Origin of the sequence: Paenibacillus dendritiformis, from assembly GCF_021654795.1 — a bacterium.
In the GTDB taxonomy this organism is placed as follows: Bacteria; Bacillota; Bacilli; order Paenibacillales; family Paenibacillaceae; genus Paenibacillus_B.
Map to the genome: position 1 here is coordinate 4,001,210 of NZ_AP025344.1, position 26,567 is coordinate 4,027,776.

Sequence of the window (26,567 nt, forward strand, 5' to 3'; positions counted from 1 at the left end):
TGTGAAGCAATCATGACCCCTTCTCTTGCGTTAACAGCAGAAGCAGCCGATCCATGTCTTCGTCGGACAACTCGCCCAGATCTCGCTCCATGTCGCCGGAAGTCAGCAAATCATCGATTCGCGATCGTTCTTCGTTGCTCTGCCTATCCCGGGCATCCAGCAGGATGCCGTGCAATTTCGATGCGGCCTGGCGGGTAGTCATCCCTTCCAATAACTGAACAATCGGCAAAGATACTTGGAATTGCTGTTCGATCGCATGTTTCAGCTGCAGCGCCATGATGGAATCCATCCCGAGCGTGACCAGCGGACGATCCAGGGACAAGCCGGACACGGGAATTATCTTCAGCACGCTGGCGAACATGCCCTGCAAGTGCTCCTCGAGCAGTGGCAGCGTTTCCACGCGATCGCGTACAGCTTGAAGGATATGCTGAACGGAGGAAGCGTTTCTAGAGCTTTCCCTCGCCCGATCCGTTTGCGATTCGGGCACCGCTCCAGCCGTTCCTCTCTCCAACGCCTCCGGATCGTCGATCCACAGCCTTCTTTTCTCCCAAGGATAGGTCGGTATGGCAATGCATTGTCCCCGGCTGCCGAAGGCATTCCAGTCCAGAGCCGCCCCATACCGGTATAACCTGGCCGCAGCCTCCGGCATGCATGCTCCGCCATCGCCCCTGCGCATGGAAAATGCCGCCAGCTTGACTTCTCCAGCCTGACCGCATTCTTCTACATGCTGTATGAGGACCGGATGAGGGCCGAGCTCTACAAATGCATCGTATCCGTCCAGCATGGCCGCATGCACCGCGTCCGCAAATCGAACAGGCTTGCGCATATTGTCAGACCAATGCTCCGCCCCCAGCCTCAGCCCATTCTCCATCCGCCCCGTCACCGTCGAATAGATGCGCAAGCGGGCCAGACGGTGGCGAATCGGGCCCAGCTCGGTGTGAAGACGATCGCACAACGGCTCCATGAAGTGGCTGTGAAAGGCAAACGAGCTTGAAAGGAGATGGGTTTTAACCGTATCGGGCAGGTTCCTCCGCAAGCGCTCCACTTCATGTGCTTCTCCGGCCAGGACAATGGATGAGGGCCCGTTCACCGCCGCGATCCCTACGCCCGGATATTCGCCGAGGCGCTGCTCGATATCGGCAAGCGGCATGCGTATGGAGACCATGGCGCCTTGTCCCTTGGTCGATTGCATGAGCGTGCTGCGCCAATATACGAGACGCATCGCATCTTCCAAGGTGAGCACGCCAGCCGCGTAGTGCGCTGAAATTTCTCCAAGACTGTGCCCGATGACCGCCTTCGGTTCAATTCCCCAGCTCCTCCATAGCGCGAGAAGGGACGCTTGAACGGCAAAGACGAGCGGCTGAGCCGCATCGGTGCGATCCGCCCAAGCATCGGCATCTCCGCGGTGAAGTTCGTCCCATAACGACCATCCGGCATACTTGCTCCATATCGCATCGCATTCCAGGAAGGTTCGTGTAAATGCGTTATCCCCGGATAAGTATTGCAGTCCCATTCCGTTCCATTGGTTGCCTTGGCCGGAGAAGACGAACACAAGATTGGACGGATCGGCGATCGCGCAAGTCGAAGCAAGCCGCTCCAACTCAAGAGCGAGCTCCTCGCGGTTGCTCCCGAGAACGGCTGCGCGCCAGGCACGGTGCGTGCGCCTCTGCTGCGCCGTGTAGCAAATATCGTCCAACGAAGCATCAGCGCGCTCCTGCAGGTATCGTCTCATGTCGGCGGCAAGACGTATCAGGGAGCCGTGGCTATTGGCGGACAAAGGAAGAATATGTAACGAAGGAGGCGCCTGCTGCGATGTCCGCGCTGGCGGCCTCAACGAAGTTGTATACTCCTGCAGCACAACGTGAGCGTTCGTTCCGCCGAAGCCGAATGAGCTTACCCCGGCCACCGAAGCTCTGCTTCCTGCCGGCCAGCTTACCGGATTCCGCACGATCTGGAGCGGAAGATCGCGAAGCGGGATGTATGGATTGACCTCCTGCAGGTTCAAGTGCGGAACCCATTCCCGGTAGTGCAGGCAAAGCACGGTTTTGATGAAGCCGGCAATCCCGGCAGCCGCCTCCAGATGACCGATATTGGTCTTGACCGAACCGATGTAGCACTTGCTCGCAGCGGAGCGGTTCCTAGAGAGCACCCGCCCGATCGCCTGAACTTCGATCGGATCTCCCAGAGCGGTTCCCGTCCCGTGCGCTTCGATATAGTCGATCTCTTCTCCGGATATGCCCGCAGCGCGGTAAGCGTCCTGCAGCACCTCTTCCTGGGCCTGGCCATTGGGTGCAGTTAAGCCGTTGCTTAAGCCGTCCTGATTGACGGCACTCCCCCTGATCACGGCGTATATGCGATCACGGTCGCGAAGGGCAGCAGCCAGCGGCTTCAAGATGACCGCGCCGGCTCCTTCTCCCCGGACGTAACCGTCAGCGCGCGAATCGAACGTTTTGCACCTGCCGTCTGCCGAGAGCATTCCCGCTTCCCGGAAAGCTTTGCTGATGGCCGGATTCAATATCACGTTCACCCCGCCCGCGATCGCCATATTCGTCTCGCCCGTTTTCAAACTTTGGCATGCCAGATGAACCGCGACGAGGGAGGAGGAGCAGGCTGTATCGACGGCCATGCTTGGGCCCCGCAAGTTCCATATATACGAAATTCGATTGGCGGCAATGCAATTGGAATTTCCCGTCACCGTATAAATGCCGCTCCGCTCGTAATCGGACAGCTTGGCGCAGCCGTAATCGTTGCTGGAAATGCCGACGAACACGCCCGTCCTCGAGCCGTTCATCGCTTCGTTCGTCAATCCCGCATCCTCGAGCGCCTCCCATACCACTTCCAGCAGCATGCGCTGCTGCGGATCCATCTGCTCCGCCTCGCGGGGAGATAAGTGGAAGGCTTCATTATCGAACAGATCGATTTCTTCAACGATACCGGCACGGTGCATACCGTCCTGCGCGAACCGTGACGAGCGCAGCCCGGGCATCTCCGTGATGCAGTTTTCTCCGCTGCGGAGATGATGCCAATATTCGTCGATGCTGCGCGATTGGGGAAATCGGCAGCCCATGCCGATGACAGCAATCGCGTCCTCTTGCCCGGCTCCGCAGTCATATCGTGCTGCATGCCCATCCTCCCCTCCGAACGCAAAATGCCGAGCCACGGCCTGGATGGAAGGATAGTCCCAGAACAGGGTTGGATCAACGGAACGATTAACGAGCGCTTCCAATTCACCGGATAAAGACACCAATTCCTTCGAGTCAAGGCCATATCGGGAAAAGGGAAATTCGGCCTTGATTTCATGCTGCGATATTTGCTTCAGCGCGCTGATTTGCTGCACGAACCAATTACATATGTCCTTGTAACGCTTGTCCTGTCCCTTGTCCATTTAATCCACCCCACACGAATAAACTTCCGTTCAGATACATCTCTTTGCACTTGCGGCGCTGAATCTTGTTACTGGTCGTTTTCGGGAGATTCAGAGGCTTGACGAGCTTGACATCATAGGCATATAGCTGGAGCTGTTCGGCAATGGCTTCGCGAATTCGATGAGCAATCCCGCTGCAGCAAGCTTCCCAATCGAGTTGCTGGCGCTGCGCGGCATGCTTGAATTCCCGGTTCATCTCGCATACTACGACAAGTTCCTCGCCGCCCTGCACCTCTATCGAAAATGCGGCCAGGCTCGACCCGTTAATATCCGGATGGCAGCTGGCGGCAATCTCCTCGATATCCTGAGGGTAATAGTTCTGTCCCCGAATGATGATCAAGTCTTTCAGCCGTCCGGTTATGTATAATTCGCCACCGTGAACAAAGCCGAGATCACCGGTACGCAAAAACGGACCTTCCTCCGAATCCAACAAATAAGCCGCAAATGTCGCTTCGCTCTCGACCGGGGCATCCCAATAGCCTTGTGCGACGCTTTCTCCCTTAATCCATATTTCGCCGATTTCGCCCGCCCCACATTCGAGCTGGGTGGACGGGTCTACGATTTTAATCTGATGATCCGTAAAAATCGAACCGCAACCGACCTGGGCTCGCGCCGCATCCCCGCGGGCTTTGACTGGGGCGGCATTGTTCTGCTGGAGCGCCTTATCGTCCAGATAGAGCAGCTTCTTTTGCGCCTCTTTGGCCGCAACGGTCACGCAGAGCGTCGCCTCGGCCAGGCCATAGCTAGGCAGCAGCGCTTCATCGCGGAAGCCGCATACGCGGAAGCTATCGCAAAACTCGCGGATCGTCTCTGCCCGAACCGGTTCGGAGCCGTTGAAGGCGATCGCCCAAGGGCTCAGATTCAGTTCTTGTTTATCTTCATCCGTTATTTTTTGGACGCATAGCCGGTAGGCAAAGTCGGGGGCTCCACTGAAGGTCGCCCGATATTTCGTGATCGTCCGCAGCCATCGAATCGGCTTTTGGATGAAATCCATGGGCGACATCAGATAACAGCTTCCGCCATTGTATACGTTTTGCAGCACGTTCCCGATGAGCCCCATATCATGGTACATCGGCAGCCAAGACACCATAACCGTGTCATTTGAATGATAGAATCGTTTCTTCATGATTGCGAGATTGTGGAGTAAATTGCGATGGCTCACCATTACGCCCTTCGGAGTGTTGGTAGATCCGGACGTATATTGAAGGAAAGCGATATGGTCGATCGGGACCGTCTGTGCCTGATAGGGAAATTCATCGTCACGCTGCAGAATATCGGCAAGCTGGATGGAGCAGGCACTTCTCATCTTCTCTGGAAGCTTCATGGAATCATGGGGAGATTGCGTAATAAGCAGGGCGGGCTTGGCGTTCTCATAAATCGCCGTGACTCGTTGCCCATTGCGCGACTTGCTGGGAGGAAAGGCCGGCACCGGCAAAGCGCCTGCCTGCAAGCATCCGAAAAAAGCAATGATATAATCGATCCCGTTCGGCAGCAGGATCATGATTCTCTCGCCGGCCAAGTTCAGAAATTGAAAATACGCGGCAAGCTTCTGGGAACGGAGGCGCAGCTCATGATAGGTGCAGCTTTCACACTCGAAGTCCCCGTTTTTCAAGTAAATAAACGCGTTGCGATTGGGATAGTGATATGCCGTATAATCTAGCATTTCTAACAAATTTTTATGCATCCTCGACTTCCTTTCTCATTCGGAAAATTACACATAAAAAAGAAGACAGGCTTGTTATACATAGCGGCATCAACGGCTAATATTGTGCTATTTTTACACAAGAAGAGTATGGAATTTGAGTATTGGCCGGTAAGGGGTCATAAAACGCGTTCAGTGGTGCTTTCATATCATCCAGAAACGGCTGTAAAAGCGTGGCATGATGAATGCGATCGTTATCCAAGGCCATGACAATGTGGCCCGTCGGATAGGGAGCAACTACCTGTAAGCGAACTGGTGCGCCAATCACTTGGAAAAGGTAACTCTCTGTATACAACCGTCTTCACTTCGATGTAGGAATTGAGGGCGGAGTCCATTTGCCTATTTGAATATGGTTTCTTTGCTTATTCGACAAGCAGGTGCAAATCATTTTCCATAGTTTATGATATTAAGTTCAATTTATATAATTCACCTTAAAATACCACTATATATTTTTGGTGTCAATACTTCAATAATCATGTTACTGTTCTTCTGTGATAATGTCACCCTATAACTGTTCTGGGATAATCTCACTATGGGACAGGGGATGATTGCCTGCACTCCTGTTCTCTATGAAGTTTAGGAAATACAACTAATATCACCTTACTATAGAAAGCTTATTTTTCAACATATTTCCACATTCTCATGCAAAAAAATAGCGTGCAACGCCTTGCACGCCATCCGGCTCCCACAGATAAAAGATGGAATTGCCGGCAACTTCTTAGGTCTCCCATATGGTATAATTTTTTGTAAAACGCATGATCGAAAGGAGGCCATTCGGTGAGCTCAAAGAAAGTAGTACTGAAAACGGCGAATGGACTTTTTTTATTCAAGCAAGAGGTCAATCAAGAAAGCAATTGGCGCTCAGATCATTGTTATAAATTTATGTATTCCGCAAATGGATCGATGACTTATCAAACAAATCGGAACCAGATTTCTCTTGATGAGCAGCAATTTCTATTGTTGAATCCACATGATGAACATAAGCAAATAGCTTTGGAGAACACAAAGTTTCTAATTGAAATAGAACCATCCTTTTTAAACCGGGCAGCCAGAGCGATATCGTCTCTTCATTTTGATGTTCAATTTGCTTCTTGTACACAAAGACACCCTTTGTTGACGAAATGGGTTCATTTTGTTTTGGACTATGTGCAGCTTGAAGAAGACGGAAATTCGGAATCCATGGAACTTTTTTTAGAGCATAGTTTTAGTCAATTAGCTTTAATTTTGGTAAAAAACGCTATCGGAACACAATCACACGATATCCACTTGCCGGCTTATAAAACGATTCATCCCCAACTCTATAAAACGATTCAGGCCATGAAAGAGAATTTTCAGCACCCATGGACGTTAGATGAAATGGCGTATTTTTCATACTTCAGTAAATTTCAATTCGCTCATTATTTCAAGGAAATTGTCGGGATATCTCCATACTCATGGCTACAAATTTATCGAGTCATCCGCAGCCAAGACATGCTGATAAACTCAAATAAAGCCATATTAAAGATCGCCATCGAATGCGGTTTTTCTTCTGTTTCCGTTTACAATCAGCTGTTCAAACGATTATACGGCATAACCCCCCGATCTTTTCGAACAATGGCTCGTAAATAAACGCCTGAACCGAGAATCATCACCATGCCGCATCCCAAAAATAAAATATGGGTGGATAATAACGAAGAAATGAATCCGAATATCCCAAGTGAAAGTACATTTGAAAAATATAACAGAAATGCATTGAAACTGAAGCCGAGACCTAATTGGTCTGCGGGTAAATAGCGCTGTAACAAGTACACCCGTGACAACCCGGATATGGGCAAACCAATTGCCGCTGCCAACACGCCTATAAAATAGAATGGGAGATGATATGCAAATCCTAAAAGAAAAATGCCTCCTCCCCACATCAAAGAGCCAAATAGATAAATTTTTAAACTTAACTTCTTCCATAATAACGGAATCATTACATTAACCGCGATAACAGCCGCACCGTACCATCCCAGGAGAATACTATACCATTCTTCCCCGTCAGGAGTCGTATTGCTTAGCTGCATGAATAGACCAACCTGCCATACCCAGGTATTCAAAAAAACAATAATGACGGTGACCATAAATAAAGTTCGGATCGTATATTGGTTCTTTGCCCAAATCGTAAATTTTTGAATAGAAATCAAGATATCCTTCATTTTCTTCGGCTTGGCATTTGTTTGTGTTTCTGAAAATTGGATGTGATAAATGAATAACGAGCTGAGTAGGTGCGTGAGTGCATCAAATGTAAAAAAATGAATAATACCGATTGTATTTATGAATCCGGCGCTTACAATGGGACCTAATACCGTAACCCCTCTTGTAAACGTATCGAGTAAGCTATTAACAGCCGTTCTTTCTTCTTCTTTCGTTATCATGGGCAACATTGCCCGATGAGCGGGGTTGAAGAAACAGCCCAGACAATGAATCATAGAGCTGATTACAATTAAATGCCAATAGGTTAACATTCCCAATTGATCAAAGATGACAAGGGAGACCATCAGAGGTCCCCTAATCAGTTCAATCGCTATCAATAATCTTTTTTTGTTCACCCAATCCGCAATTACGCCTCCAATTAATCCGAAAAAGAGATACGGCACAACTTGTGAAAAGGCAATACCCGTCGTATAAATACTTGATTCCGTCAGTTCATACGCTAAAAACAAGAAAGCCAGCCCCGAAATCACATTGCCTAAATTAGAAGCCCCTGCTGCCAGCAAGTAAAGTAGAACATTCCTGTTAGTCTTTATCACTTTTACGTACATATCGTTCACCTCATGTCCATCGTACGATGGGAGTGAGGCGTTTTCTGTAGAAAAATTGCTGGCTTTGATAACAAGATGGTATGATTCGTCAATTCTCTTATTCTTCGGCCCGATTGCGGTACCGCTTGTAAGCGAGCGCCAGACAGAGAACGTGAAGGACGACGCCCCAAGCGATGCTTCCTGTCGTCCCCCACGGCTCCGTAAGGGGAAATCCGGCTGCGGGCTCCGCCGTAAACAGATGCGCGGCCCAATAGGTCGGCAGCCAGGCGAATGCGGGCCGCCAGGAGACCGGGAGTACGTATGCAAGCACCGGGAGGAAGACCGCGATCCCGCCCAGCTTGGATAGCGCCAAGCCTTCCACCTTGTTGGAGGCGCAGCCGGTCAGGAATAGAGCCATCAGCGGAACCTCCAACATGAGCATCGGCATCGCGCCCAGGACGGCCGCCGGGCTTAACGGCATCCACCCGATGCTGACACCCGCAAGCGCGAGATACAAGCCGGCCAGCACCAGCGGAACAACCATGCGGCGGAGCAGATAACCGCTCTTCCGGAGCGGAGTCGCCGCATAATAGTGCAGCACCCGCTCGTCCCGTTCATCCAGCATGAGCAGACCGGCCATGACGCCGATCACGAGCGGAATAAGAAGCAGGCCGATACCGGATAGGATGCCGGCATGCTCCATCAGATGAATCCCGGCCCGCCGTTCGAGCAGCGCGGCGGTCCACGGGACGCCGCAGGCGAGAGCGGCGATCAGCAGGGCCGGGGCCGACACGATGAACAGCATCATCGGGTCGCGGCCCATATGCAGCAGGTCATGGCGAACAAATTGCAGCGTTCGACTCATTGTGTTCCTCCTTCATTCAGTAACGGTGCCGGAATAATTGAAGCGACCGGAAGGCCCATGCGTATGCAGCGCCGATCCAGACCATAAGGCAGGCGGCTCCGAGGAGCAGCTCGCCGTCCGGCACAGGCCGGAAGGCCGACTGGAGCATCAGCAGCGATCCCGCAGCCGGCAGAGCACGGAGCAAGCCGCCTTCGTACAAGCCAAGCACCTCCCCGGCAGGCAGCGTGAAGAAGACGCACAGGGGAACGGAGCAGAAGAAGAAGCCGTTCATCGTCCGGCAGCGGGCGGCCAGCCCCAGGCCGGCCAGCGTAAAAAATGCGGAGGTCAGCGCCACCCCGATCAGGAACCAGCCCAGCCCCCGATGGAATCCGAAGGTGCTGACATGAATCAGGAGGCTGCTCCCCAAGGAGAGCAGCATAAGCGAGAGCGCCTTCGATCCGATATAAGCGAATGGCGAGTGCGGCGTCACGAACAAGGCTTCGTGAATATCCTGTCCCTTCTCCAGCAATACAAGCCCGCCGATGAAGAAGAAGCCGAGCATGCTCGGATCCGAGAAGGTCAGGAGCAGATTCGCCGTCGCTCTATACCCCGCCGGCAGCTGATGGAGCAGGACGATATAGACCGTGCTCACGAGGGCATACGCGGTGTAGAACTGGTGGCGCACCTGCAGCCGGATATCGCCCGCCAGCGCATGGCGGAAGCGGCGGAAGGAACGCCGGAACCGGCTTGCCCCCCGGTGCGGAACGACAGGCTGATTCATGTCAAAGCCCTCCCGGTTACGTCAATAAACAACTGATCGAGGGACGCTTCCTGCGTGTGCATCGTCTCAATCGCCCCGATCCGCAGCAGCCGCAGAAATTCTTCATTGCGATCCAGACCGGCCATCCCGAACTCCGTCCGCTTGCCGGATCCGTCCTCCCGATACTCAACCTGGACCGTGCGCTTGCCGGCTCTCACCTTCAGGGCGCGGGGAGAATCGATAAGGCGAATCTCGCCGTCGACGATAAAGGCGACCCGATCACAAAGCTCTTCCGCCGCGGCCATATTATGCGTCGTAATGATGATTGTCTTACCCGCGGCCTTCTGCTCCAGAATGAGCTCCTTCACCAGAGCCGCATTGACCGGATCAAGCCCGGACGTCGGTTCGTCCAGGAAGAGAAGACGGGGCCGGTGAAGCAGAGCCCGGCATAGATTGAGCCGCATCTTCATTCCCTTCGAATACTGTCCGACCTTCATGCCGGCATAGCTGTCGAGCCGGACCCGCGCCAGCATGCGCATCGGATCCTCGGTCTCCACGTCATAGAGCGAAGCGAACAGGCGCAGATTCTCCAGCGCGGTGAACCGGCTGTAGAAATTCGGAAATTCAAAGGCGACCCCGATGCGGTTGTAATAATCCCGGCCCTGCCGTCCCAGCGGCCGCCCCAAAACCCGTACGGTCCCTTCATAGCGGGGCAGCGTGCCGATCAGCACTTTTTGCGTCGTGCTCTTGCCTGCTCCGGAGGGGCCGAGAAATCCGAAAATCTCTCCCGGAGCGATCTCAAAGTCAATCCCCTTCAACGTATAGTCAGACCGGCCCGGATACCGGTACCGGAGACCTTTCACGTCGATCATTCGTCCTCCCCCCCATCCGCTTCGATAATAAGCCCTTCGGCCAGAAGCTCGATCAGGAGCTCCATCGTCTGTTCATAATGAGCTTCGCCGATCCGCTTCTTCTGCAGCGACAACAGAACGAAGGACCGGATTAGGCTGACTATCGCGTCAGGCGAACCGTTCCGCATCCAGCCTTGCCGCTGCCCCTTCGCCAGAAAAGGATACAGTTCGTCATAATCGTCCCCGTAATGCCGCTCCAGCGTCTCGGGGGAAAGCTTGCGGAAGAGCGATTCCACCAGTTCCTCGTCATATAGCTGCTGCAAAAACGCATTCTCCTCCAGCATACGCAGCGATTCATGCAGAAAGCGGCGGAACCGTTCCCGGGTCATCGGCGAATCCGTCTGCAGAAAGACAGCGGACAAGTGCCGGCGCACCGCCTGCTCTTCTTCCTCCAGCAGCTCGAAGTACAGCTCTTCCTTCGAAGGGTAGAACAAATAAAACGTGCCCTGTGCCACGCCGACCGCCTTGGTCAGATCGGCGACGCTCGTTTTTTTCAAGCCGAACGCCGTAAACAGCTGCTTCCCTTTCTCCTTCAGATCCTGTCTGATTTTTTCCTTCTCCTGTTTGCTGAAGCGCGGCATGACGATCTCTCCTCGTGAATATATGAATATTTTTATTTTATATTCATAATTAAACGGCAATTCTTTCCTCTTGTCAAGCCGGAAGTTCCGCTCCATTCCATCTTCCCCGCTCCAATCGGGCGATTCCGCTCGGCCGCCCCCTCTGGATAAAGCATCTGCTGCGTGACTCACAGGTCTCCTTTCCGGGTAACTCAGAGTAAAATGTGCCGCTCACTGCTGCAGCGTCGACATTTTTTTTGGAGAAAGCCAAAAAAATTGAAGAAACATGTAACTTTTTCAGGTTCTCCACGTTATAAACTAGTAGTAAAGGAGGTTGTCGGTTCAATGCAAGCTACTCTTCGTACATTGGGCATGATTATGTTAATAGGAGCTCTGGTGGCGTCGATCAGCCTTCCGGCATCGGCTGCCAAGCAGGAAGACAAGTCCCGGGCCGCGAAGCTTACGCCCGAACCCGTCAGCGTACTGGTCGTCGACAAGGAAGGCGAACCGATAACAGAGAACGGACTTCTGATCGACAGCAAAACCTATGTGCCCATTATGGATATCAGTGAAGCGTTCCAGTTCAAGGTCCGGTGGGAGGGCATCAGCCACACCGTATATATCGATGGCCCCGAGGATGATATTGCCTGGAACTCGCTTACCAATAAGATGAAAGTCAACGGCAAGGATACGAAGCTGACCACGCTTCCCAAAGTGATCAAAGGCAAGACCTATGTGCCGATTCAGCTGCTGCACGATGTATTTCTGTTCGACTTCACCTGGGAAGGCAAGTCAAGAACCGTTACGCTCTGGTATGAGCCGCAGCCTTATTCTTCCGAATAATTCCTGCGCCGCCGTCAGCAGGACGGCGAACGCCGAACGGGACCGGACTCTTCCGGTCCCGTTTTTTGCCGCGCTTGTCGTCTGACCTGAACCGAAAGGCCCCCTTCCGCTCCCTGCTCACCCCGGAAATCCGCGTTTTCCACGACCTGCTCCATAAAAATTTATCGCAAATGGGAATAAATAGAGACGAGTTGGCATTTTTATAGAATGATAGGGTATACACCGATGGCCGCATCGCTGCCGCTTCATCGTCTTGCCGCCGGCCAGGTGGACCACTTCATACCAAGAGAGGGGTACGCTATGCGAATGAGACGCAAATCCATGCTGGCCGTGCTGACACTATTACTGGCTGTAAGCGCTTTTATGAGTGCTTGCGGCGGCAGCGGCCAAGGCACCAACTCTTCCTCGCCACCGGCGGCGAACAAGGAAAAGCCCGCTGATCCGGGGCCCGGGGGCAAGACCGAAACGCCGAAGGAGCAGGTCTTCCGCTTCAATCTGCATTCGAACCCGCCGACGCTCGATCCCGGACTGGCGCAAGACACGGTGGCGCACGCCGTGCTCAACGGGCTGTTCGAAGGGTTGACGCGGAGCAATGAGAACGGAGAGCCCATCCCGGGCACCGCCGAGAAGTGGGATATCTCCCCGGATGGCACCAAGTACACCTTCCATTTGCGGAAGGACGCGAAATGGTCGAACGGAGATCCCGTGACTGCCGAAGACTTCGAGTTCTCCTGGAAGCGGGTGCTCGATCCGAAGACCGAGCCGGCGCCGCCGTACGCTTATCAACTGTACTATATCAAGGGCGCGGAAGCATACAATACCGGCCAGAACGCCGATCCGAATTCCGTCGCCATCAAGGCGGCCGATGCGCACACGCTCGAGGTCGAGCTGGAGCATTCCACTCCGTATTTTTTAAGCCTGCTTTCTTTCCAGACCTACTTCCCGGTGCATTCCTCCGTCAAAGACAATCCGAAATGGGCTTCCGAGGCGAGCACCATTATTTCGAACGGACCGTTCAAAATCAGCGAATGGAAGCAGCAAAGCTCGCTTGAGATGGTAAAAAATGAACATTACTACGATAAGGATGACGTCAAATTCACCAAAGTGCAAATGTCCATGGTCGCCGATTCCGGTTCGGAGCTGAATATGTACGAGACTGACCAAATCGACTATGCCGGCATGCCGACCGGACGCGTTCCGAACGAGCAAATTCCGATCTTGAAGGAGACGAAGCCGGACGAACTCGAGATTAAGGGCATCGCCTCCAGCTACTACTATTTGTTCAACAATAAGCAGGAGCCGTTCAATAACGTCAACATCCGCAAAGCGCTGTCGATGGCGATCGACCGTCAGCTCATCGTCGACAAGGTGACTCTCGGCGGACAGCTTCCCGCGTTCGGCATCGTTCCTCCGGGAATCGCGGGCGAGAAAGCGGAATACCGCTCCGAACACAAGGATGATTATTTCAAGGAGAATATAGAGGAAGCGAAGGCGCTGCTGCAGAAGGGGCTCAGCGAGCTCGGGCTGTCCGCCATGCCTGAATTTACGCTCGCTTACAATACCGATGAGAGCCACAAAAAGGTCGCCGAGGCGGTCGCCGACATGTGGAGCAAAAATCTCGGCATCAAAGTGAAAATCGAAAACCAGGAATGGGGCGTCTTCCTGAAGAACCGCACCGCGCTCAACTATCAGATGGCCCGGGCCGGATGGACGACCGACTACAACGACCCGATGTCCTTCATCGATCTGTACATGACCGGAAGCGGCAACAACGATATCGGGTACAGCAATCCGGAATTCGACAAGCTCGTCCGGGACGCGAAGCAATCATTGGACAACAAGGAAAGGATGGAATTGATGGAAAAGGCGGAGCGCATGCTGATCGAGCGGGATCAGGCCATTCTTCCGCTGTACTACTATACAAGTGTTGGGTTGAAGAAGCCGTATCTCAAAAACGTATTTATCGACTATCAAGGAATGATTAACTACAGCCGGGGTTATTTCGAATAACGGCGCCGCTCGCGCTTGCCCGGGATGAAGCTCATCCGGGATGCACTTGGCCAATGGCCGGTGCGTCCCGCTTCTTCATATCCGCGGCGGAATGAACCTGATCAGAAGGAGGATGCATCCATGATTCGGTACTCCTTGACCAAGCTGTTCTATCTTATCCTGTCGCTGTGGGTGCTGGCTTCCGTCACCTTTTTGCTCATGAAGGCCATTCCCGGCGACCCGTTCATGTCCGAAAAAGCGGTTCCGCCCGAAATTCGCGCCCGTCTCATGGCCCAATACGGACTGGATAAACCGCTGTATGAGCAATATTTCGTCTACTTGTCCAACCTGGCGAAAGGCGATCTGGGGATTTCGATGAAAATGCAGGACCGCGAAGTCGGCCAGACGATACGGGATGCCTTCCCCTACTCCATGAAGCTTGGCGTCGTATCGATTATCGTCTCCGTCGTCATCGGCGTCAGCCTGGGCATGGTCGCGGCCCTGCGGCATCGCAAGCTGCTCGACTCCGCCTCGATGGTCATCGCCGTGCTGGGCGTCTCGGTCCCCAGCTTCGTGCTCGCCTCCTTCTTTCAATATATTTTCGGCGTGAAGCTGAAGTGGCTGCATGTCGTCGGCCTGAACGGACCGCTTGATTACATCATGCCGACCCTGGCCCTCTCCGCCCTGCCTATCGCCTTCATCGCGCGCCTGACGCGCTCGAACATGCTGGAAGTGTTAACGGCCGATTATATTAAGACGGCCAAGGCCAAAGGCCTGTCCCGCGGCACCATCATCCGCCGGCATGTGCTGCGCAACGGCATTCTGCCCGTTGTCACCTATCTTGGGCCGCTGACGGCCAACGTCGTGACAGGCTCCTTCATCATCGAGCAAATATTCGGAATCGGGGGGCTCGGCAAAATATTCGTGACGAGCATCAGCAACCGCGACTACTCGCTTATTATGGGAATCACCCTATTCTACGGGCTGATTCTGATGTGTGCCCGCTTCATCACCGACATCGCATACGGGTTGATCGATCCCCGCATCACTCTTGTCACGAGAAAGGAGAAGGCCGCATGACCATGTTCCATTCCTCCCCTGCCGATGAACGTCCTCTCGCCCCGGAAGATTTCCGCAAGGCGAACGTCAGCGAACATGCGGCGGAAGCGATCGAACAGGAAAGCGTATCCGCATGGCGCGACGCCTGGCTGCGGCTGCGCGGCAACCGGGTTGCCATGACGGGTCTTGTCTTCTTGCTGCTCATCATCGTCATGGCCATTATCGGCCCGATGCTGACGCCTTACGATTACTACTCCAACAATCTGGAGAAGACGAACCTGCCGCCTTCCTCCGAGCATTGGTTCGGCACGGACGATCTCGGCCGCGACATGTTCGCCCGCACGTGGATGGGCGCCCGCATCTCGCTTACCGTCGGCTTCTCCGCCGCGGCCATCAACCTCGTCATCGGCGTCATCTACGGCGGCATCATGGGCTATATCGGCGGACGGCTTGACGAGGTGATGAACAAAATCTCCGAAATCATCTATTCCATCCCGGATCTGCTGGTGGCAATTCTGCTCGTCGTCGTCTTCGAACCGAGCCTGAGCACGATTATTTTGGCGCTGTGCGTGACCGGCTGGATCAATATGTCCTGGATCGTGCGCGGGCAGATGATGCAGCTCAAAAATCAGGAATATGCCCTCGCCTCCCGCTCCCTCGGCTCGTCGGGCATGCGCATTCTGTTCCGGCATCTCCTGCCGAACGCCATGGGCCCGATTATCGTCACCTTGACCTTGGCGGTGCCGGCAGCCATCTTCAGCGAAGCGGTGCTGAGCTTCCTCGGGCTGGGCGTGCAATCGCCGGCCGCATCGTGGGGGACGATGATTAACGACGCCCTTAAAGCGATGATCATACATCCTTGGCGGCTTGCCTTCCCTGCGCTGTTCATCAGCTTGATGATGCTGTGCTTCAATCTGTTCGGCGACGGGCTGCGCGATGCGCTCGATCCGAAGATGAAAAAATAAGGACAAGGAGGGTTCGCCCATGCAGCGATTGCTAGAAGTCCAAGATCTCTGTGTCTCCTTCCATGTCCGCGGCGGCGAGGTGCAAGCCGTGCGCGGCATCGGATTCCATGTCCAGCCCGGCGAGGCCGTCGCCATCGTCGGCGAATCCGGCTGCGGCAAGAGCGTGACCGCCCAAGCGATCATGCGTCTTCTGCCGCATCCTCCCGCCCGCGTTCATCAAGGGGAGATCCGGTTCCAGGGAAAAGATCTGCTGAGCCTGAAGGAGCGGGAAATGCAGTCCATCCGGGGCAAGGATATCGGAATGATCTTCCAGGATCCGATGACATCGCTCAATCCGACGATGACGATCGGCCGCCAGATTACCGAAGTGCTGATGAAGCATCAGCGCCTGACATCGCAGGAAGCCAAGCGCCGGGCGATAGAGATGCTGGAGATGGTCGGCATCCCCCATCCGGCCACGCGCTTCTCCCAATATCCGCATGAGTTCTCCGGCGGCATGAGGCAGCGGGCCATGATCGCCATTGCCTTGGCCTGCCGCCCGGCGCTGCTCATCGCGGACGAGCCGACGACGGCGCTGGACGTGACGATCCAGGCCCAGATTCTGCGCGTGCTCAAGCAGCTGCAGCGCGACTTCGGGACATCGATCATTCTCATTACGCATGATCTTGGCATCGTGGCGGATCTGTGCGATCGCGTCATCGTCATGTATGCGGGCCAGATCGTCGAGACCGGCACGAAGCGGGAAATATTCAAGAAGCCGAAGCATCCCTACACCCGTGGTCTGCTGCGTTCCTTGCCGCGAATCGATCAGGGCAAGGATGAGCCGCTCGTGCCGATATACGGCACGCCGCCCGACCTGGCCAAGCCGCCGTCCGGGTGCCCGTTCTGGGCCCGCTGCAGCGATGCGATGCGCGTCTGCCAGGAACGGCAGCCGGAAGCGACCGCCATCAGCGGAACCCACAGCGCGAGCTGCTGGCTGCTGCATCCGCTCGCACGGGAGGTGGCCAGATGAGCACAGAGCCACTGCTCCGGATCAACCGGCTGAGCAAGCATTTCCACCTTGGACGGGGCCAGACGCTGAAGGCCGTCCATAATATCAGCTTCACTGTTCGCAGAGGAGAGACGCTCGGTATGGTAGGCGAATCGGGATGCGGCAAATCGACGGCGGGACGGACGATCCTCCGCTTGTACGAGCCGACGGACGGGGAAGCCTGGTACGGGGGGACGAATATATACCGGTTGAAGCCGCGTCAGCTCAAGGCCTTCCGCCGCGAGATGCAGATGATCTTCCAGGACCCGTATGCATCGCTGAATCCGCGCATGACCATCATGGATATTATCGGGGAGGCGCTGGACATTCATCGCCTCGCCGGCAGCCGTTCCGCCCGCAGGAAGCGGGTCGAGGAGCTGCTTCACCTGGTGGGGCTCAATCCCGATCATGCCACCCGCTATCCCCATGAGTTCTCGGGCGGCCAGCGCCAGCGCATCGGTATCGCCCGCGCGCTGGCGGTCGATCCGAAGTTCATCATCTGCGACGAACCAATCTCGGCCTTGGACGTATCGATACAGGCCCAAGTCGTCAATCTGCTGCAGGATCTGCAGAAGCGTCTTGGGCTGACCTACCTGTTCATCGCGCATGATCTGTCCATGGTCAAGCATATCAGCGATCGGGTGGCCGTCATGTACTTGGGCCAGATCGTGGAGCTGGCCGACAGCGGGACGTTGTATGCGGAGCCGCTTCATCCGTATACGCGGGCGCTCATGTCCGCCATTCCCGTTCCCGATCCCGACATCGAGGCAGGCAAGGAGCGCATCGTGCTGAGCGGCGAGCTGCCGAGTCCGCTGCATCCGCCGAGCGGCTGCTCCTTCCGGACGCGATGCCCGTTCGCGAACGGGACCTGCGCCGAGCGCAAGCCGGAGTTCCGGGAGGCGAAGCCGGGACACTATGTCGCCTGCCATCTGGCGTAAGCTGTCCGCGAGCCGCGTGCAGGGACCACAGCAGAAGATACGGCAGGAGGCCGAACGCATTCCGTTCAGCCTCCTGTTCGTTAGATGAGTAAGAGAAGGCAGCGAGCCTTCCGGCCAGCCTGCCCGATCCGCGAAGCTGACTCGCCCTCTCCGGCCGCAATCCCACGCATAGCGCGAATGCCCTCCTCTACAGCTTCCCGCATAATACAGCTTCCGGAGGAAGCTTACTACGGCAACGATGCAAAGACACTATGCTTACAGCAAATGAGAGGACAACTGAAACAGATCGCCGCAGATGAACCGGATATGAGGGAAGCTGCCCTGCTTGTTTTTCCGGTTCAGCCAGACCGTATCGATTCCGACGTTCGCCGCGCCCCCCACGTCGCCGCTCAAGGAATCTCCGATATGAAGCACATCCTCCCGCTTGAGCCCGAACTGCTCCAGAGCGCAGCGGAACATCTCCGGCCGCGGCTTGTAGGCGCGCGCATCCTCGCTCGTCATGACCCCGTCCACCTCCAAACCGTGCAGGCGCAAAGCCGCCTCGATATCGGCCCGATCCGTATTCGACAATATATAGACCGGATAGGATTGGCGGGCCAGCTCCACGAACCGTCTCGCATCCTCGTAAAGGTTCGGTTGTTCCCAATTGGCGTACTGGAGCGCCAGCAGATCGTCCGGCCGGCTGAACGAATCGAAGTAAATGAGCGTCTCGGCCAGGCATTCCCACGCGAGCTGGCGCTGGCTCTGATACGAGCTGCCATAGCTCTCGAGCAGCATCCTGGACAAGCTCTGCCACCAGTAAGTACCGATCTCCCGCAGACTGCATTCCCGGCGGGAATTCACCTGGATATTGCGGAACGCAATCTGCAATATGTTCTCATCTTCCCATGCCAACGTTCCATAAAAGTTAATAAATAGCGCCTTGTACTTCGCCATGACGTCCCATCCCCTTATCCGCATGACTTCCGGCCGATGTTCCGTATGAATGCGCCGCGCTGTACCCCACCTCACGGACCGGGCCTGGGCTGCCGCCGCTGCACAATTCCGTCGATAAGCGTCGAGAATACTTCCAGTATAGCAAACCTGTTTCGCAAGAAGAGAGTCATCTCCTGAAAAAGGGACTTGGGGGCCTCCAGGATAGGCTTGCTGAACTAGGAGATCACGGCTGCCTTTCATTCAAAGAAATCGCTTACTTCGTTCCACCGCGAAGCTGAGCCGGCGCTCGGCATGCAAGCCGCATGGCAAACAATGATTTTCCGAAGCGAAGGGCGAGAGCGGAATCTCGATTCTATCAGTCTCGCATATGGTAGAGAGGAAGGCGGCAAGCGGCCGATTCATTTCGAGGGAGAGGAGGTGCATTGATGAATATTGCCGTATGCGGATATTACGGGATGGGGCGCTTCGGCGACGATTTATGCTTGCGGACGCTGCAGAAGCATCTCGACGGACATGCCGTCTACCCCTGGCTGCCGCATATGAACCCGGATGAGACCGATGCCGTCATCATCGGGGGAGGAGATCTGATCACGCCGCACTACTTCAACCCTTATTACTTCCCGGCGGCGCTGCGCAATCATCCCACCTGGGTATATGGCGTCGGCATTGGCGATGACTGGCCGGAAGAGACCTGGCCGGAGGACCAAGTGAATCTGTACCGGGAGCGGGTACGTCAGGCCAACAAGGCCGTGTTCCGCGACGCCCATTCGCTTGCTGTCGCTTCCCGGGCCGGCTTCCACCCGTATCCGACGATGGCGCCGGACATCGCTTTCGGCTATCGGGAGCCCCGGTTCCCCGTAAAGCGGTTATCCGACAGGCCCACGATCGGCATCGTCGTCTCCGCCTGTTCCGCCTTCCCGCTCGAAGCAATCCTTCGGCTCTTCCTCCGGTTGACAAGCGAAGGCTTCCATCTTGCCCTTATACCCGTCATGAATCATCCTACGAACGGATTCTCCGACTTCAACATGTGCAACCGGCTGTACCGGGCCCTGAAGGCCCGCCATCCCCGCGCCTCCGCCGAAGCGCTGCCGCCGTTCATGGAACTGGACGTGACCTACAGCATCATTCAAGCCATGGACATGCTGATCTCCTGCAAGCTCCATCCGTCGCTTGTGGCCCTGCGCGCCGGAAAGCCCGTGTTCGCCTTCCGCAAGACGAATAAGCTCCGCTGCCTGCTCAGGCCCTTCGGCATGGAGAAATATGTCTGCTCCGTTGAAACGGAAGGAGAAGACCATTGGCCGCGAATCGAGGATTTCCTTGAACACGGCCAGGCCAAGGCGCAGGCGGCCCTGCCCCGCATCCGCCAGGCCGAACGCGAGAGCGTGCGCCAGCTTCGCCGCCTGAAGGCGGATATCGAGCAGCGATGCCGGCAGCATCGCTGATTGTGATGGCCATCGGAACAGATCGAACAAAAATGATCGTAGAGAGAGGAGGTAGCAGGATGGGTTTCTGGTTCGGGTACGGCCGGCTTGTCAACAAGATTCGCCATCTGGAGGGAAAAGTCGAGGAATTGGCTCGCGGCGCCGATGAAGCGGCTTCGGGCCCTAATGAAGAATTAAAACGGTTCCTGGAGTTCAAGGTGGGAACGGAGATCGTGGTCTGCACCCCAAGCGCTTCGGTGCGGGGCGTGCTCCTCAGCGTAGGCGCCGGCGTTTTGCAGCTAAGGGAGGCAACCGGCGATCGCGCCGTCATCCCGTTTTCCAAAGTGACCTATGTCCAATCATCGGCAAGCAGAGAGGAGACCTTGCGATGAACTTTCGCCAACTGCTGCGAAGTTATATCGGGAATGCGGTGGAGATCATGACCGCCCATGGCGTGACGGCGGGGACGCTGCAATCCGTCGGCAGCTCCACCCTGACCCTTAAGGTTCCTCTGATTTTTAACGGACCTTCCGGGCAAATCGCCGCCATTCCGCTGCAAGCGATCGAACTTGTCCGCATTCCCGCAGACTGATAATGACGCCGGGGCGCACGGGAACGTGCGCCCCGGCGCTGTAGTACCGGCTCTTCCCTCCGGCTCTCGGGGCATGGGTGACCCCCCGAGCTTAACGATGTCTTTGCAAGGGGCGCTCCAGCGCGTACAGGTCGTCCTCCAGAGCGGCCATCCGCTCGAGGAGCAGCTTCCTTGCATCCTGAACCGCCTGGTTGTACAGATGCGGACCCAGTTCCTTGATCATAAAATCAACGAGCTGCTCCGCTCCGATATCTCCAAGCTCCTCCGCGCGCTCTTCCGCAAAGAAACGCTTCACCTGCTCCATAATGTGCTGCTTCTGTTCTCTTGGCAGCTTTATCGGATTCATGCCGCTCCTCCTCCATACTCCTTCGTTCCCTGCGTTCCGCTTGAATCCAGCCGTTGTGCGCGCCATCAACGATCCGGCGGATAGACCGGAGGCTGTCCCAACCTGCTCTCCTTCTCCCGAATGGCCAAGTCCAGCCAGCGGATGGTCCGGTGCAGCGCGCGAATGACCAGAATACTGATATAGATGCCAAGGGCGAAGACCACCGCATAAATCATAAGCGGGATAAATCCAAAAAATGAAACGAATCCGATATCCATCGGAGACACCTCCAACCGTTATGTCTCAGTACGCGCTTTCCCGCCGGCCGCCAGGTCACAAGTTGCGGCTCCTTACCCGTTCTCTTCCTTACCCGTTCGGATAAGGGCGAAGCAGCGGCTTCAGCTTGCGGAAATCATGCATGCCGTTCCGGACGGCGGCCAGCTCCTTTATATGCTTCATCAAAGCATGCGCTTGCTCGGTCGCCAACCGGTACTGTTCCTCCGATATGCGTCCCAGGCGAAGCGCCTCGTCCAATTCGTCTTCATCCAGCAAAAAAATCTTCCCTGACGGCAGCAGAACGATGTCCAGGTACAGATCGTCATAATACGGAATTCCGCGCTCGTCCACTTCGGGGGGCTCGCAGATGTCCACATACCACTGGACCACTTCTTCCTTGTCATCCAGCATCGTCGTCACGGAGTAGCGCTTGCCCTGCGGGAAATGCTGCATCCAATAATAACCGGCGTCCGCCAGCACAAGCTTCCGGCCGTCCATTTTTTTGACAAGCGGCGCACGCACCGCATGGAAATGGAGCAGCGTCACATAACCCGAGAAATCTTCGGTATCCTGATGCATTATAGCAAAATCACGCGATTCAATCCGTTTCCAGTCGCTGCGGTCAGCATGTTTTCGTTTCATGAAGTCAACCTTTCTTCTCCCGTCTCCAAATACACGTTCTCCGTAAATCTCTTCCATTATACCGCTATTCAACCCGAAAATCCGCAAAAAAAAGAACATCGCTCCCGATGTCCTTACTTGGAGTATGAACAACAGTTCAGCCGGCTCACCACGACACCTCGATAAATGAAGCGTCATCCGTCAACGCGCCGCCCTGCGGCTGATCCAGCATCCGCTGCAGCTCTGCATCCGACGGCGTTCCGCTGCAGCCGTCCAGCTCGCGCAAGCCGTCCGTATAGCAGAGCAGCCGGTAGGTCCCGGAGCGGGGTAAGTCCATCGCGAACAGATGCGGCGGTCCGCCGACCGGGCCGGTTAACGTGGACCAGCGCTCGCCGATACGTATCTTATCCTGGAATGGCGCCTTCACTTCCGTGCCGTTCACCCACAGGCGCAGACGGCAGTCGCCCTGCCAGGCGAGCCACAGCTTGCCCTTGCGGAGCCCGCTGCGGCTGGCGCGCTCGATATGGCCGCAGATGAACATCGATTCGCTGCCGCGGCTCCGCTTCTCTTCAAGCACTTCCCTCAGCAGCTGCGGCGTGTCGCGGGGGATCGGCAAACCTTCGACCGCCTTCGTCGCCGGGCCGGTCAACCCTCCGATATAGGCATGGAAGGCTTGCTCGTTTGGCGGTGCGCCCAGGTCTGCCAGCCAGCCAAGCAACCGCTCCCCGAGGAACCGGGCGGCGAAGTCGCCCTGATAGCTCATGCTGACCCCGTCGCACAGCACGAAGCTGCAGCCGTTGCCCTGCAGATGCAGTCCGAGGAAGTCCTGCCCGTTCTCGCGCTGCTGGACCGTCTCTTCCGCCCGCGCATAGCCGTACCGGCACCGGTACGGGTGTTCAATGATCGTTACGGGATGCTCGCTATGCTGGGGGCACAGGATTCGCTGTACCGCCGGGTCATGCCGGTACGATTTTTTTCGGCCAATTCGCATACGCAATCTCCCCATCTCTACCGAACCGGCGTCGCCGCCGACATCTGGAACCCGATGGACACGAGCTCCGCGCAGCTTCCGGGGAGCATCATGCGCGCGCCGGGAGCGAGATGATAATCCGCCTCGACCAGCATCTCCCGGTAACTCTCCGGCAGGACGGAAGACATGTTGCGCAGCTTCTCGGCATGCTCATCCTTGAATGGCGTATCCGCCATAATCCCTTTCCAGCGGCGCGGCTCCGCGATTGGCGAGCCCATAATATGATCGGATATGAAAATATTCTCCACCAGCACATTGCCGTCCGGCACGCTCATTTGCATAATCCGCTTCGCGATGGGCTCCGGGTCCTCCCCGGTCGCAACCCCGTCGGTCATATGACAGACAAGCGGAGCCGGGCAGTCCTGCATATTCGGCAGCTCCGCCTCCAGGATTCGTTCCGCCTGACGGAACGCCTTGGCCGAATCGGAGAACCGGACCGGCGTCAGATCCGGCAGCGAGCCAAGACTGGCGATTTCGTCGATGCCCTTGATGCCGTTCAGCAGGTCGTACACATCATCGCTGTAGGCCAGTATGGCCAGGCGGTACCGGGGCGTGAGCCGGTTGCCCTTGGTGGATCGGAATACCATCTGCCGAATGGCCAAGGACAACGCTTCGTATACAATGTCTATCCGGCGCTTGCCGTCCATCAGCATATTCATCGAAGCGCTGATGTCAATAAGATATATAATGAGCGCCGGCGTCCGTTGGGAAGCTTGAATCGTATAGTTCATCCGCTTCGGTGTCACCTCTGTTCTATCCTGCTTTCCGGATTACATGATTAAATATCGGGAAGCTCATGCTCCCGGTTTTTCAAATATTTATAAATATGTCCCGCCCGGGCGGACATGTCGGGCTTCTTATTGAAATAATCGGGATCCTTCTCATAGCGCTTCGCGAATTCCAGCGCTGTCTTCCGGGCTTTCTCGTGATTATCCCGCTTGGCGGAATTGTAGGTTTTGTTATAGGAGGCCACGAGCAGCACCGCATCCCGTTCCCGAACCCGCTTCAGTTCCTCCTGCTCCTTGCGCTTGCGGGCCTCTTCCTCCTGCTTGCGCTTTTGCGCCTCGGCCTGCTGCTGCTTCCACTGGAGATACTTCTCATATTTCGCTTGCTTGTCATACTTCTCCTGAAGCTTCTTCCGCTCTTCTTCCTTCTTCTTCTGCTCGGCCCGCTTCTTCTCGGCCAGCTTCTGCTGCTCCAGCTTCTTCCGTTCCTGCTCCTTCTTCGCCTCTTCCTCGCGCTGTGCCGCCAGCCGGGCTTCTTCCTCCTGCTTGCGGCGGGCTTCCTCCTCCGCCTGCTTGCGGGCCAGCTCCGCCTCCTCGCGCTGCTTCGCGGCCAGCGCCTCCTGCTGCTCCTTCGCCTTCAGGGCATCGGCTTGCAACATGTTATACACTAGAGGACTCGCGCCCAGCAGCAGGACGACGATACCCGCCGCCAGCAGCGCGGCGGTTCGGCGGCGATTGCCCGGACGCTTCCCGGGCGGGGCTTGCTCCGCGCGCAGCCGTTCCTCCAAGCCTGCGATGGCGGCCGACAGTTCGACCTCCATCGGGCTTCCGGCAGAGACGAAATGATGCGCCGAACGATACACCTCAAGCGCGCTCTGCCATTGCCCCTTCTGCTCCAGCTCCCTGGCTTGGTTGAACAACCGATCCGTTACATTCGGATCGGAACGGCCGGCCGCTTGCGAAGCGTCCAGCGGAACCGGGTCTTGCCCGGCCGGTTCGGAGCCCGGCATGCCCGCCGGCGTACCGCTGGCAGCCGGAGACGGCTGCTGGGGTTGGGGTTCCGCCTCAAGCGGCTCGTCAGCGGACACGCCGGACAAAATAATGAGCCATTCCCCGAAGGTCGGGCAGCTGCTCAAGTCCTGGCTCTCCCACGCCCGAACGAACAGCTCGGCAACCTTGCTCCCCCAGCGCTCCTCCAGCGAGCGCTTCATCAACCCGTACCGCTCGCAGGCAGTCTGCATTTCATGCTGATCGAAATAGCTCTCTCCCCATGCGCGCCCGATGACGCGGTCGTCGGACCAGCCGAGCATCTCGGCGAGAATGATCGCACCCGCGAACCGATCCGCATATGCGCTCCATAACCCGCTCTGCACGGTGCGGTGCGCCGCATATCCCGGCGAACCGGCGAGAAGCACGTCCGGCCGGTCCAGCTTCGGGCTGTACATCTGCTCCACGTCGACGAGCTCGATCGGGGATCCGCCGCGATGCCTGTTAACTTCCGAAAAAAACGGAAGCAATACGTTCGGCGCAGACAAATCGCAGTGAGCCAATCCTTTTTGCTCCATCCCCGAGCAGATCTGCGCGAGGGAGGTCGCCAGCTCAAGGCTTTCCCGCCGGGTAAGGGCCCGCTGGGCTGCGATCATATCCAACCAGGTAGGGCCATGTACCCATGGCATCAGCACCGCGTACAACAGGTCGGTATGCGACTGGATGATTCCTCCGTTTTTTTCAGGAGTCAAGATGTGCCGCTTGCATACGCTAAGCCCGGGCAAGGCGCTGTACGCATCCAGCTGCTCCGATTGATAGACCATGGCCGGTATGCGGTATTTCGGAAAGAACACCTTGAGCGCCTTCATCTCCTGCATGTCGCCGTCATGCGGGATCAATTGATATACGATTCCTTGCCTTCCGGCCTGCGCGTAAGCCAGACCGGGAGCAGCCGGGTGTTCTCCAATGAGATAATCGGTTCCGTACAGCCGGATCGAATCTCCCGGATTCGGCTGAAATGACATTCCCCATCCCCCCGTGGTGATTCAAGTTACATCATGCGGCATACTGCAAGAAAACCGGGAGTCGCTACAACGCCCGGTTTTCTTATCAGGTTCATGCGCAGCGGCAGCACAGCCCCGCATTCCGTATTATCGCTGTTGGTCGATTGTGCGGAACTTGTTCGCAATCGCGCGCAGTTCTTCGCTGATGCCGTTCAGCGTCTGAACGAAAGCCTGCATCTGTCTGCTGGCTTCCTGGAATTCCTGGAAGAAGCGCTGCTTCGTCATCCCTTCCCATTGACCTTCCATGCCTTGAATCGCTTGTGTCAGGCTGGAGACCACCTGTTGGCTCTGCTCTCCGCCCTGCTTGAATTGATTTGCAACCTGGTCCACTTGTTCAGGTGTAATTAAAATACGGCCTGCCATTATTAACTTCCTCCTTTGGAAATGGATAGGATAAATGCTAGGTCAATTGTACATGAATTCCATTCCTACTCGGTAAGAGGCCCTGGACCTAATTTCCATATTACCTTTTACTTAGCCGGTGAAACTTCCTGAAGTATTTTTTGAAACGCTTCTTCTTCATAGTTCGAAAAACCTACATGGGCGACAACGTCGATATCCTCATGATTGAATAAAAAGGAAAAGTTCTCGTCTATGTACCCTTCCGGATAGACGACGCCCAAATAATCAAACAGACGATTCGTCTTGATTTGCAGCTGCTTGCGGCCATATATCATCAGTTTCTTACTTCCGTCGCGCAGCAATACGACCGAGCCGAGCGGCAGTAACGTCTTTTCATCCGCAGGACGGAGTTGTTCTGCTTGATTCTTCAAATCGCACCCTTCCCTTCTCTGTTCAATTGC

General features: G+C 55.8%; 26 protein-coding genes. 10 read left to right on the top strand and 16 right to left on the bottom strand.

Going from position 1 to position 26,567, the window contains the following annotated elements:
* Positions 1-10 precede the first annotated feature (10 nt).
* Both L6439_RS17675 and L6439_RS17680 read right to left on the bottom strand, forming a co-directional pair.
* On the bottom strand, positions 11-3,385 hold the full coding sequence (locus L6439_RS17675) for a type I polyketide synthase (protein ID WP_213468115.1): 3,375 nt from the start codon (positions 3,383-3,385) through the stop codon (positions 11-13).
* Positions 3,345-5,087: a fatty acyl-AMP ligase gene (locus L6439_RS17680; RefSeq protein WP_237096935.1), complete on the bottom strand. Its 1,743-nt coding sequence runs from the start codon at positions 5,085-5,087 to the stop codon at positions 3,345-3,347. Before L6439_RS17680 ends, L6439_RS17675 begins: the two co-directional genes overlap by 41 nt.
* Before the next feature lie 816 nt (positions 5,088-5,903).
* On the opposite strand from L6439_RS17680, the gene L6439_RS17685 reads away from it, so the two are divergent.
* Entirely contained in the window at positions 5,904-6,734 is an 831-nt protein-coding gene (locus tag L6439_RS17685; RefSeq protein ID WP_213468114.1) for a helix-turn-helix transcriptional regulator, read from the top strand.
* Here L6439_RS17685 and L6439_RS17690 read toward each other — a convergent pair.
* From L6439_RS17690 to L6439_RS17710, 5 genes are all read right to left on the bottom strand, one after another.
* Positions 6,671-7,909 (bottom strand): MFS transporter, encoded by a 1,239-nt coding sequence (locus L6439_RS17690; protein ID WP_168178765.1) that lies wholly within the window; start codon positions 7,907-7,909, stop codon positions 6,671-6,673. The two genes, L6439_RS17685 and L6439_RS17690, sit on opposite strands and share 64 nt — an antisense overlap.
* Before the next feature lie 97 nt (positions 7,910-8,006).
* Positions 8,007-8,753: a hypothetical protein gene (locus tag L6439_RS17695; protein WP_168178766.1), complete on the bottom strand. Its 747-nt coding sequence runs from the start codon at positions 8,751-8,753 to the stop codon at positions 8,007-8,009.
* 16 nt (positions 8,754-8,769) lie between these two features.
* Positions 8,770-9,513, bottom strand: a complete 744-nt coding sequence (locus L6439_RS17700) for a fluoroquinolone export ABC transporter permease subunit (RefSeq protein ID WP_168178767.1) — start codon at positions 9,511-9,513, stop codon at positions 8,770-8,772.
* Positions 9,510-10,364, bottom strand: a complete 855-nt coding sequence (locus L6439_RS17705; RefSeq protein ID WP_168178768.1) for an ABC transporter ATP-binding protein — start codon at positions 10,362-10,364, stop codon at positions 9,510-9,512. Before L6439_RS17705 ends, L6439_RS17700 begins: the two co-directional genes overlap by 4 nt.
* Positions 10,361-10,984: a TetR/AcrR family transcriptional regulator gene (locus tag L6439_RS17710; RefSeq protein WP_168178769.1), complete on the bottom strand. Its 624-nt coding sequence runs from the start codon at positions 10,982-10,984 to the stop codon at positions 10,361-10,363. The genes L6439_RS17705 and L6439_RS17710 overlap by 4 nt, the downstream gene beginning before the upstream one ends.
* Positions 10,985-11,308: 324 nt before the next feature.
* Here L6439_RS17710 and L6439_RS17715 point away from each other — a divergent pair, with 324 nt between their 5' ends.
* From L6439_RS17715 to L6439_RS17740, 6 genes are all read left to right on the top strand, one after another.
* Positions 11,309-11,806 (top strand): copper amine oxidase N-terminal domain-containing protein, encoded by a 498-nt coding sequence (locus L6439_RS17715; RefSeq protein ID WP_168178770.1) that lies wholly within the window; start codon positions 11,309-11,311, stop codon positions 11,804-11,806.
* A 306-nt stretch (positions 11,807-12,112) separates the two neighbouring features.
* Positions 12,113-13,816, top strand: coding sequence for a peptide ABC transporter substrate-binding protein (locus L6439_RS17720; protein WP_168178771.1), 1,704 nt, complete (start codon positions 12,113-12,115; stop codon positions 13,814-13,816).
* A gap of 120 nt (positions 13,817-13,936) precedes the next feature.
* Positions 13,937-14,875, top strand: coding sequence for an ABC transporter permease (locus tag L6439_RS17725; protein WP_213468113.1), 939 nt, complete (start codon positions 13,937-13,939; stop codon positions 14,873-14,875).
* Positions 14,872-15,819: an ABC transporter permease gene (locus tag L6439_RS17730; RefSeq protein WP_168178773.1), complete on the top strand. Its 948-nt coding sequence runs from the start codon at positions 14,872-14,874 to the stop codon at positions 15,817-15,819. Before L6439_RS17725 ends, L6439_RS17730 begins: the two co-directional genes overlap by 4 nt.
* Positions 15,820-15,838: 19 nt before the next feature.
* The gene (locus tag L6439_RS17735) at positions 15,839-16,831 is read left to right on the top strand and encodes an ABC transporter ATP-binding protein (RefSeq protein ID WP_168178774.1); all 993 of its coding nucleotides are present in this window, start codon (positions 15,839-15,841) and stop codon (positions 16,829-16,831) included.
* The gene (locus L6439_RS17740) at positions 16,828-17,787 is read left to right on the top strand and encodes an ABC transporter ATP-binding protein (protein ID WP_168178775.1); all 960 of its coding nucleotides are present in this window, start codon (positions 16,828-16,830) and stop codon (positions 17,785-17,787) included. The genes L6439_RS17735 and L6439_RS17740 overlap by 4 nt, the downstream gene beginning before the upstream one ends.
* Positions 17,788-18,042: 255 nt before the next feature.
* On the opposite strand, the gene L6439_RS17745 is transcribed toward L6439_RS17740, so the two are convergent.
* Positions 18,043-18,723: an HAD family hydrolase gene (locus L6439_RS17745; RefSeq protein WP_168178776.1), complete on the bottom strand. Its 681-nt coding sequence runs from the start codon at positions 18,721-18,723 to the stop codon at positions 18,043-18,045.
* Positions 18,724-19,148: 425 nt separating this feature from the next.
* Between L6439_RS17745 and L6439_RS17750 the strand changes: the two genes are divergently transcribed.
* From L6439_RS17750 to L6439_RS17760, 3 genes are read left to right on the top strand one after another with little or no spacing between them, the layout of a single operon-like run.
* Positions 19,149-20,165, top strand: a complete 1,017-nt coding sequence (locus L6439_RS17750; RefSeq protein ID WP_168178777.1) for a polysaccharide pyruvyl transferase family protein — start codon at positions 19,149-19,151, stop codon at positions 20,163-20,165.
* A 59-nt stretch (positions 20,166-20,224) separates the two neighbouring features.
* Complete coding sequence (locus L6439_RS17755) at positions 20,225-20,536, top strand: hypothetical protein (RefSeq protein WP_213468112.1); 312 nt, start codon at positions 20,225-20,227, stop codon at positions 20,534-20,536.
* The gene (locus L6439_RS17760; RefSeq protein WP_168178779.1) at positions 20,533-20,736 is read left to right on the top strand and encodes a hypothetical protein; all 204 of its coding nucleotides are present in this window, start codon (positions 20,533-20,535) and stop codon (positions 20,734-20,736) included. The genes L6439_RS17755 and L6439_RS17760 overlap by 4 nt, the downstream gene beginning before the upstream one ends.
* A 91-nt stretch (positions 20,737-20,827) precedes the next feature.
* Here L6439_RS17760 and L6439_RS17765 read toward each other — a convergent pair whose 3' ends face one another.
* From L6439_RS17765 to L6439_RS17800, 8 genes are all read right to left on the bottom strand, one after another.
* The gene (locus L6439_RS17765; RefSeq protein WP_168178780.1) at positions 20,828-21,082 is read right to left on the bottom strand and encodes a DUF2164 domain-containing protein; all 255 of its coding nucleotides are present in this window, start codon (positions 21,080-21,082) and stop codon (positions 20,828-20,830) included.
* A 65-nt stretch (positions 21,083-21,147) separates the two neighbouring features.
* Complete coding sequence (locus L6439_RS17770) at positions 21,148-21,339, bottom strand: hypothetical protein (RefSeq protein ID WP_168178781.1); 192 nt, start codon at positions 21,337-21,339, stop codon at positions 21,148-21,150.
* An 88-nt stretch (positions 21,340-21,427) separates the two neighbouring features.
* On the bottom strand, positions 21,428-21,979 hold the full coding sequence (locus L6439_RS17775; RefSeq protein WP_168178782.1) for a ribonuclease FAU-1 family protein: 552 nt from the start codon (positions 21,977-21,979) through the stop codon (positions 21,428-21,430).
* 145 nt (positions 21,980-22,124) lie between these two features.
* Positions 22,125-22,949, bottom strand: a complete 825-nt coding sequence (locus L6439_RS17780) for a PP2C family serine/threonine-protein phosphatase (protein ID WP_213468111.1) — start codon at positions 22,947-22,949, stop codon at positions 22,125-22,127.
* 17 nt (positions 22,950-22,966) lie between these two features.
* Positions 22,967-23,719, bottom strand: a complete 753-nt coding sequence (locus tag L6439_RS17785) for a vWA domain-containing protein (RefSeq protein WP_168178886.1) — start codon at positions 23,717-23,719, stop codon at positions 22,967-22,969.
* A 47-nt stretch (positions 23,720-23,766) separates the two neighbouring features.
* Positions 23,767-25,725, bottom strand: a complete 1,959-nt coding sequence (locus L6439_RS17790; RefSeq protein ID WP_168178784.1) for a hypothetical protein — start codon at positions 25,723-25,725, stop codon at positions 23,767-23,769.
* A 126-nt stretch (positions 25,726-25,851) separates the two neighbouring features.
* Complete coding sequence (locus L6439_RS17795; protein ID WP_006674860.1) at positions 25,852-26,127, bottom strand: WXG100 family type VII secretion target; 276 nt, start codon at positions 26,125-26,127, stop codon at positions 25,852-25,854.
* 107 nt (positions 26,128-26,234) lie between these two features.
* The gene (locus L6439_RS17800; RefSeq protein WP_168178785.1) at positions 26,235-26,537 is read right to left on the bottom strand and encodes a DUF4176 domain-containing protein; all 303 of its coding nucleotides are present in this window, start codon (positions 26,535-26,537) and stop codon (positions 26,235-26,237) included.
* Positions 26,538-26,567: the final 30 nt, after the last annotated feature.

Excerpts from the sequence above, each read along its gene's own strand:
- L6439_RS17675 (WP_213468115.1), bottom strand. The coding sequence starts at position 3,385 with ATGGACAAGGGACAGGACAAGCGTTACAAGGACATATGTAATTGGTTC.
- L6439_RS17680 (WP_237096935.1), bottom strand. The coding sequence starts at position 5,087 with ATGCTAGATTATACGGCATATCACTATCCCAATCGCAACGCGTTTATT.
- L6439_RS17690 (WP_168178765.1), bottom strand. The coding sequence starts at position 7,909 with ATGTACGTAAAAGTGATAAAGACTAACAGGAATGTTCTACTTTACTTG.
- L6439_RS17695 (WP_168178766.1), bottom strand. The coding sequence starts at position 8,753 with ATGAGTCGAACGCTGCAATTTGTTCGCCATGACCTGCTGCATATGGGC.
- L6439_RS17700 (WP_168178767.1), bottom strand. The coding sequence starts at position 9,513 with ATGAATCAGCCTGTCGTTCCGCACCGGGGGGCAAGCCGGTTCCGGCGT.
- L6439_RS17705 (WP_168178768.1), bottom strand. The coding sequence starts at position 10,364 with ATGATCGACGTGAAAGGTCTCCGGTACCGGTATCCGGGCCGGTCTGAC.
- L6439_RS17710 (WP_168178769.1), bottom strand. The coding sequence starts at position 10,984 with ATGCCGCGCTTCAGCAAACAGGAGAAGGAAAAAATCAGACAGGATCTG.
- L6439_RS17715 (WP_168178770.1), top strand. The coding sequence starts at position 11,309 with ATGCAAGCTACTCTTCGTACATTGGGCATGATTATGTTAATAGGAGCT.
- L6439_RS17720 (WP_168178771.1), top strand. The coding sequence starts at position 12,113 with ATGAGACGCAAATCCATGCTGGCCGTGCTGACACTATTACTGGCTGTA.
- L6439_RS17725 (WP_213468113.1), top strand. The coding sequence starts at position 13,937 with ATGATTCGGTACTCCTTGACCAAGCTGTTCTATCTTATCCTGTCGCTG.
- L6439_RS17730 (WP_168178773.1), top strand. The coding sequence starts at position 14,872 with ATGACCATGTTCCATTCCTCCCCTGCCGATGAACGTCCTCTCGCCCCG.
- L6439_RS17735 (WP_168178774.1), top strand. The coding sequence starts at position 15,839 with ATGCAGCGATTGCTAGAAGTCCAAGATCTCTGTGTCTCCTTCCATGTC.
- L6439_RS17740 (WP_168178775.1), top strand. The coding sequence starts at position 16,828 with ATGAGCACAGAGCCACTGCTCCGGATCAACCGGCTGAGCAAGCATTTC.
- L6439_RS17745 (WP_168178776.1), bottom strand. The coding sequence starts at position 18,723 with ATGGCGAAGTACAAGGCGCTATTTATTAACTTTTATGGAACGTTGGCA.
- L6439_RS17750 (WP_168178777.1), top strand. The coding sequence starts at position 19,149 with ATGAATATTGCCGTATGCGGATATTACGGGATGGGGCGCTTCGGCGAC.
- L6439_RS17755 (WP_213468112.1), top strand. The coding sequence starts at position 20,225 with ATGGGTTTCTGGTTCGGGTACGGCCGGCTTGTCAACAAGATTCGCCAT.
- L6439_RS17760 (WP_168178779.1), top strand. The coding sequence starts at position 20,533 with ATGAACTTTCGCCAACTGCTGCGAAGTTATATCGGGAATGCGGTGGAG.
- L6439_RS17765 (WP_168178780.1), bottom strand. The coding sequence starts at position 21,082 with ATGAATCCGATAAAGCTGCCAAGAGAACAGAAGCAGCACATTATGGAG.
- L6439_RS17770 (WP_168178781.1), bottom strand. The coding sequence starts at position 21,339 with ATGGATATCGGATTCGTTTCATTTTTTGGATTTATCCCGCTTATGATT.
- L6439_RS17775 (WP_168178782.1), bottom strand. The coding sequence starts at position 21,979 with ATGAAACGAAAACATGCTGACCGCAGCGACTGGAAACGGATTGAATCG.
- L6439_RS17780 (WP_213468111.1), bottom strand. The coding sequence starts at position 22,949 with ATGCGAATTGGCCGAAAAAAATCGTACCGGCATGACCCGGCGGTACAG.
- L6439_RS17785 (WP_168178886.1), bottom strand. The coding sequence starts at position 23,719 with ATGAACTATACGATTCAAGCTTCCCAACGGACGCCGGCGCTCATTATA.
- L6439_RS17790 (WP_168178784.1), bottom strand. The coding sequence starts at position 25,725 with ATGTCATTTCAGCCGAATCCGGGAGATTCGATCCGGCTGTACGGAACC.
- L6439_RS17795 (WP_006674860.1), bottom strand. The coding sequence starts at position 26,127 with ATGGCAGGCCGTATTTTAATTACACCTGAACAAGTGGACCAGGTTGCA.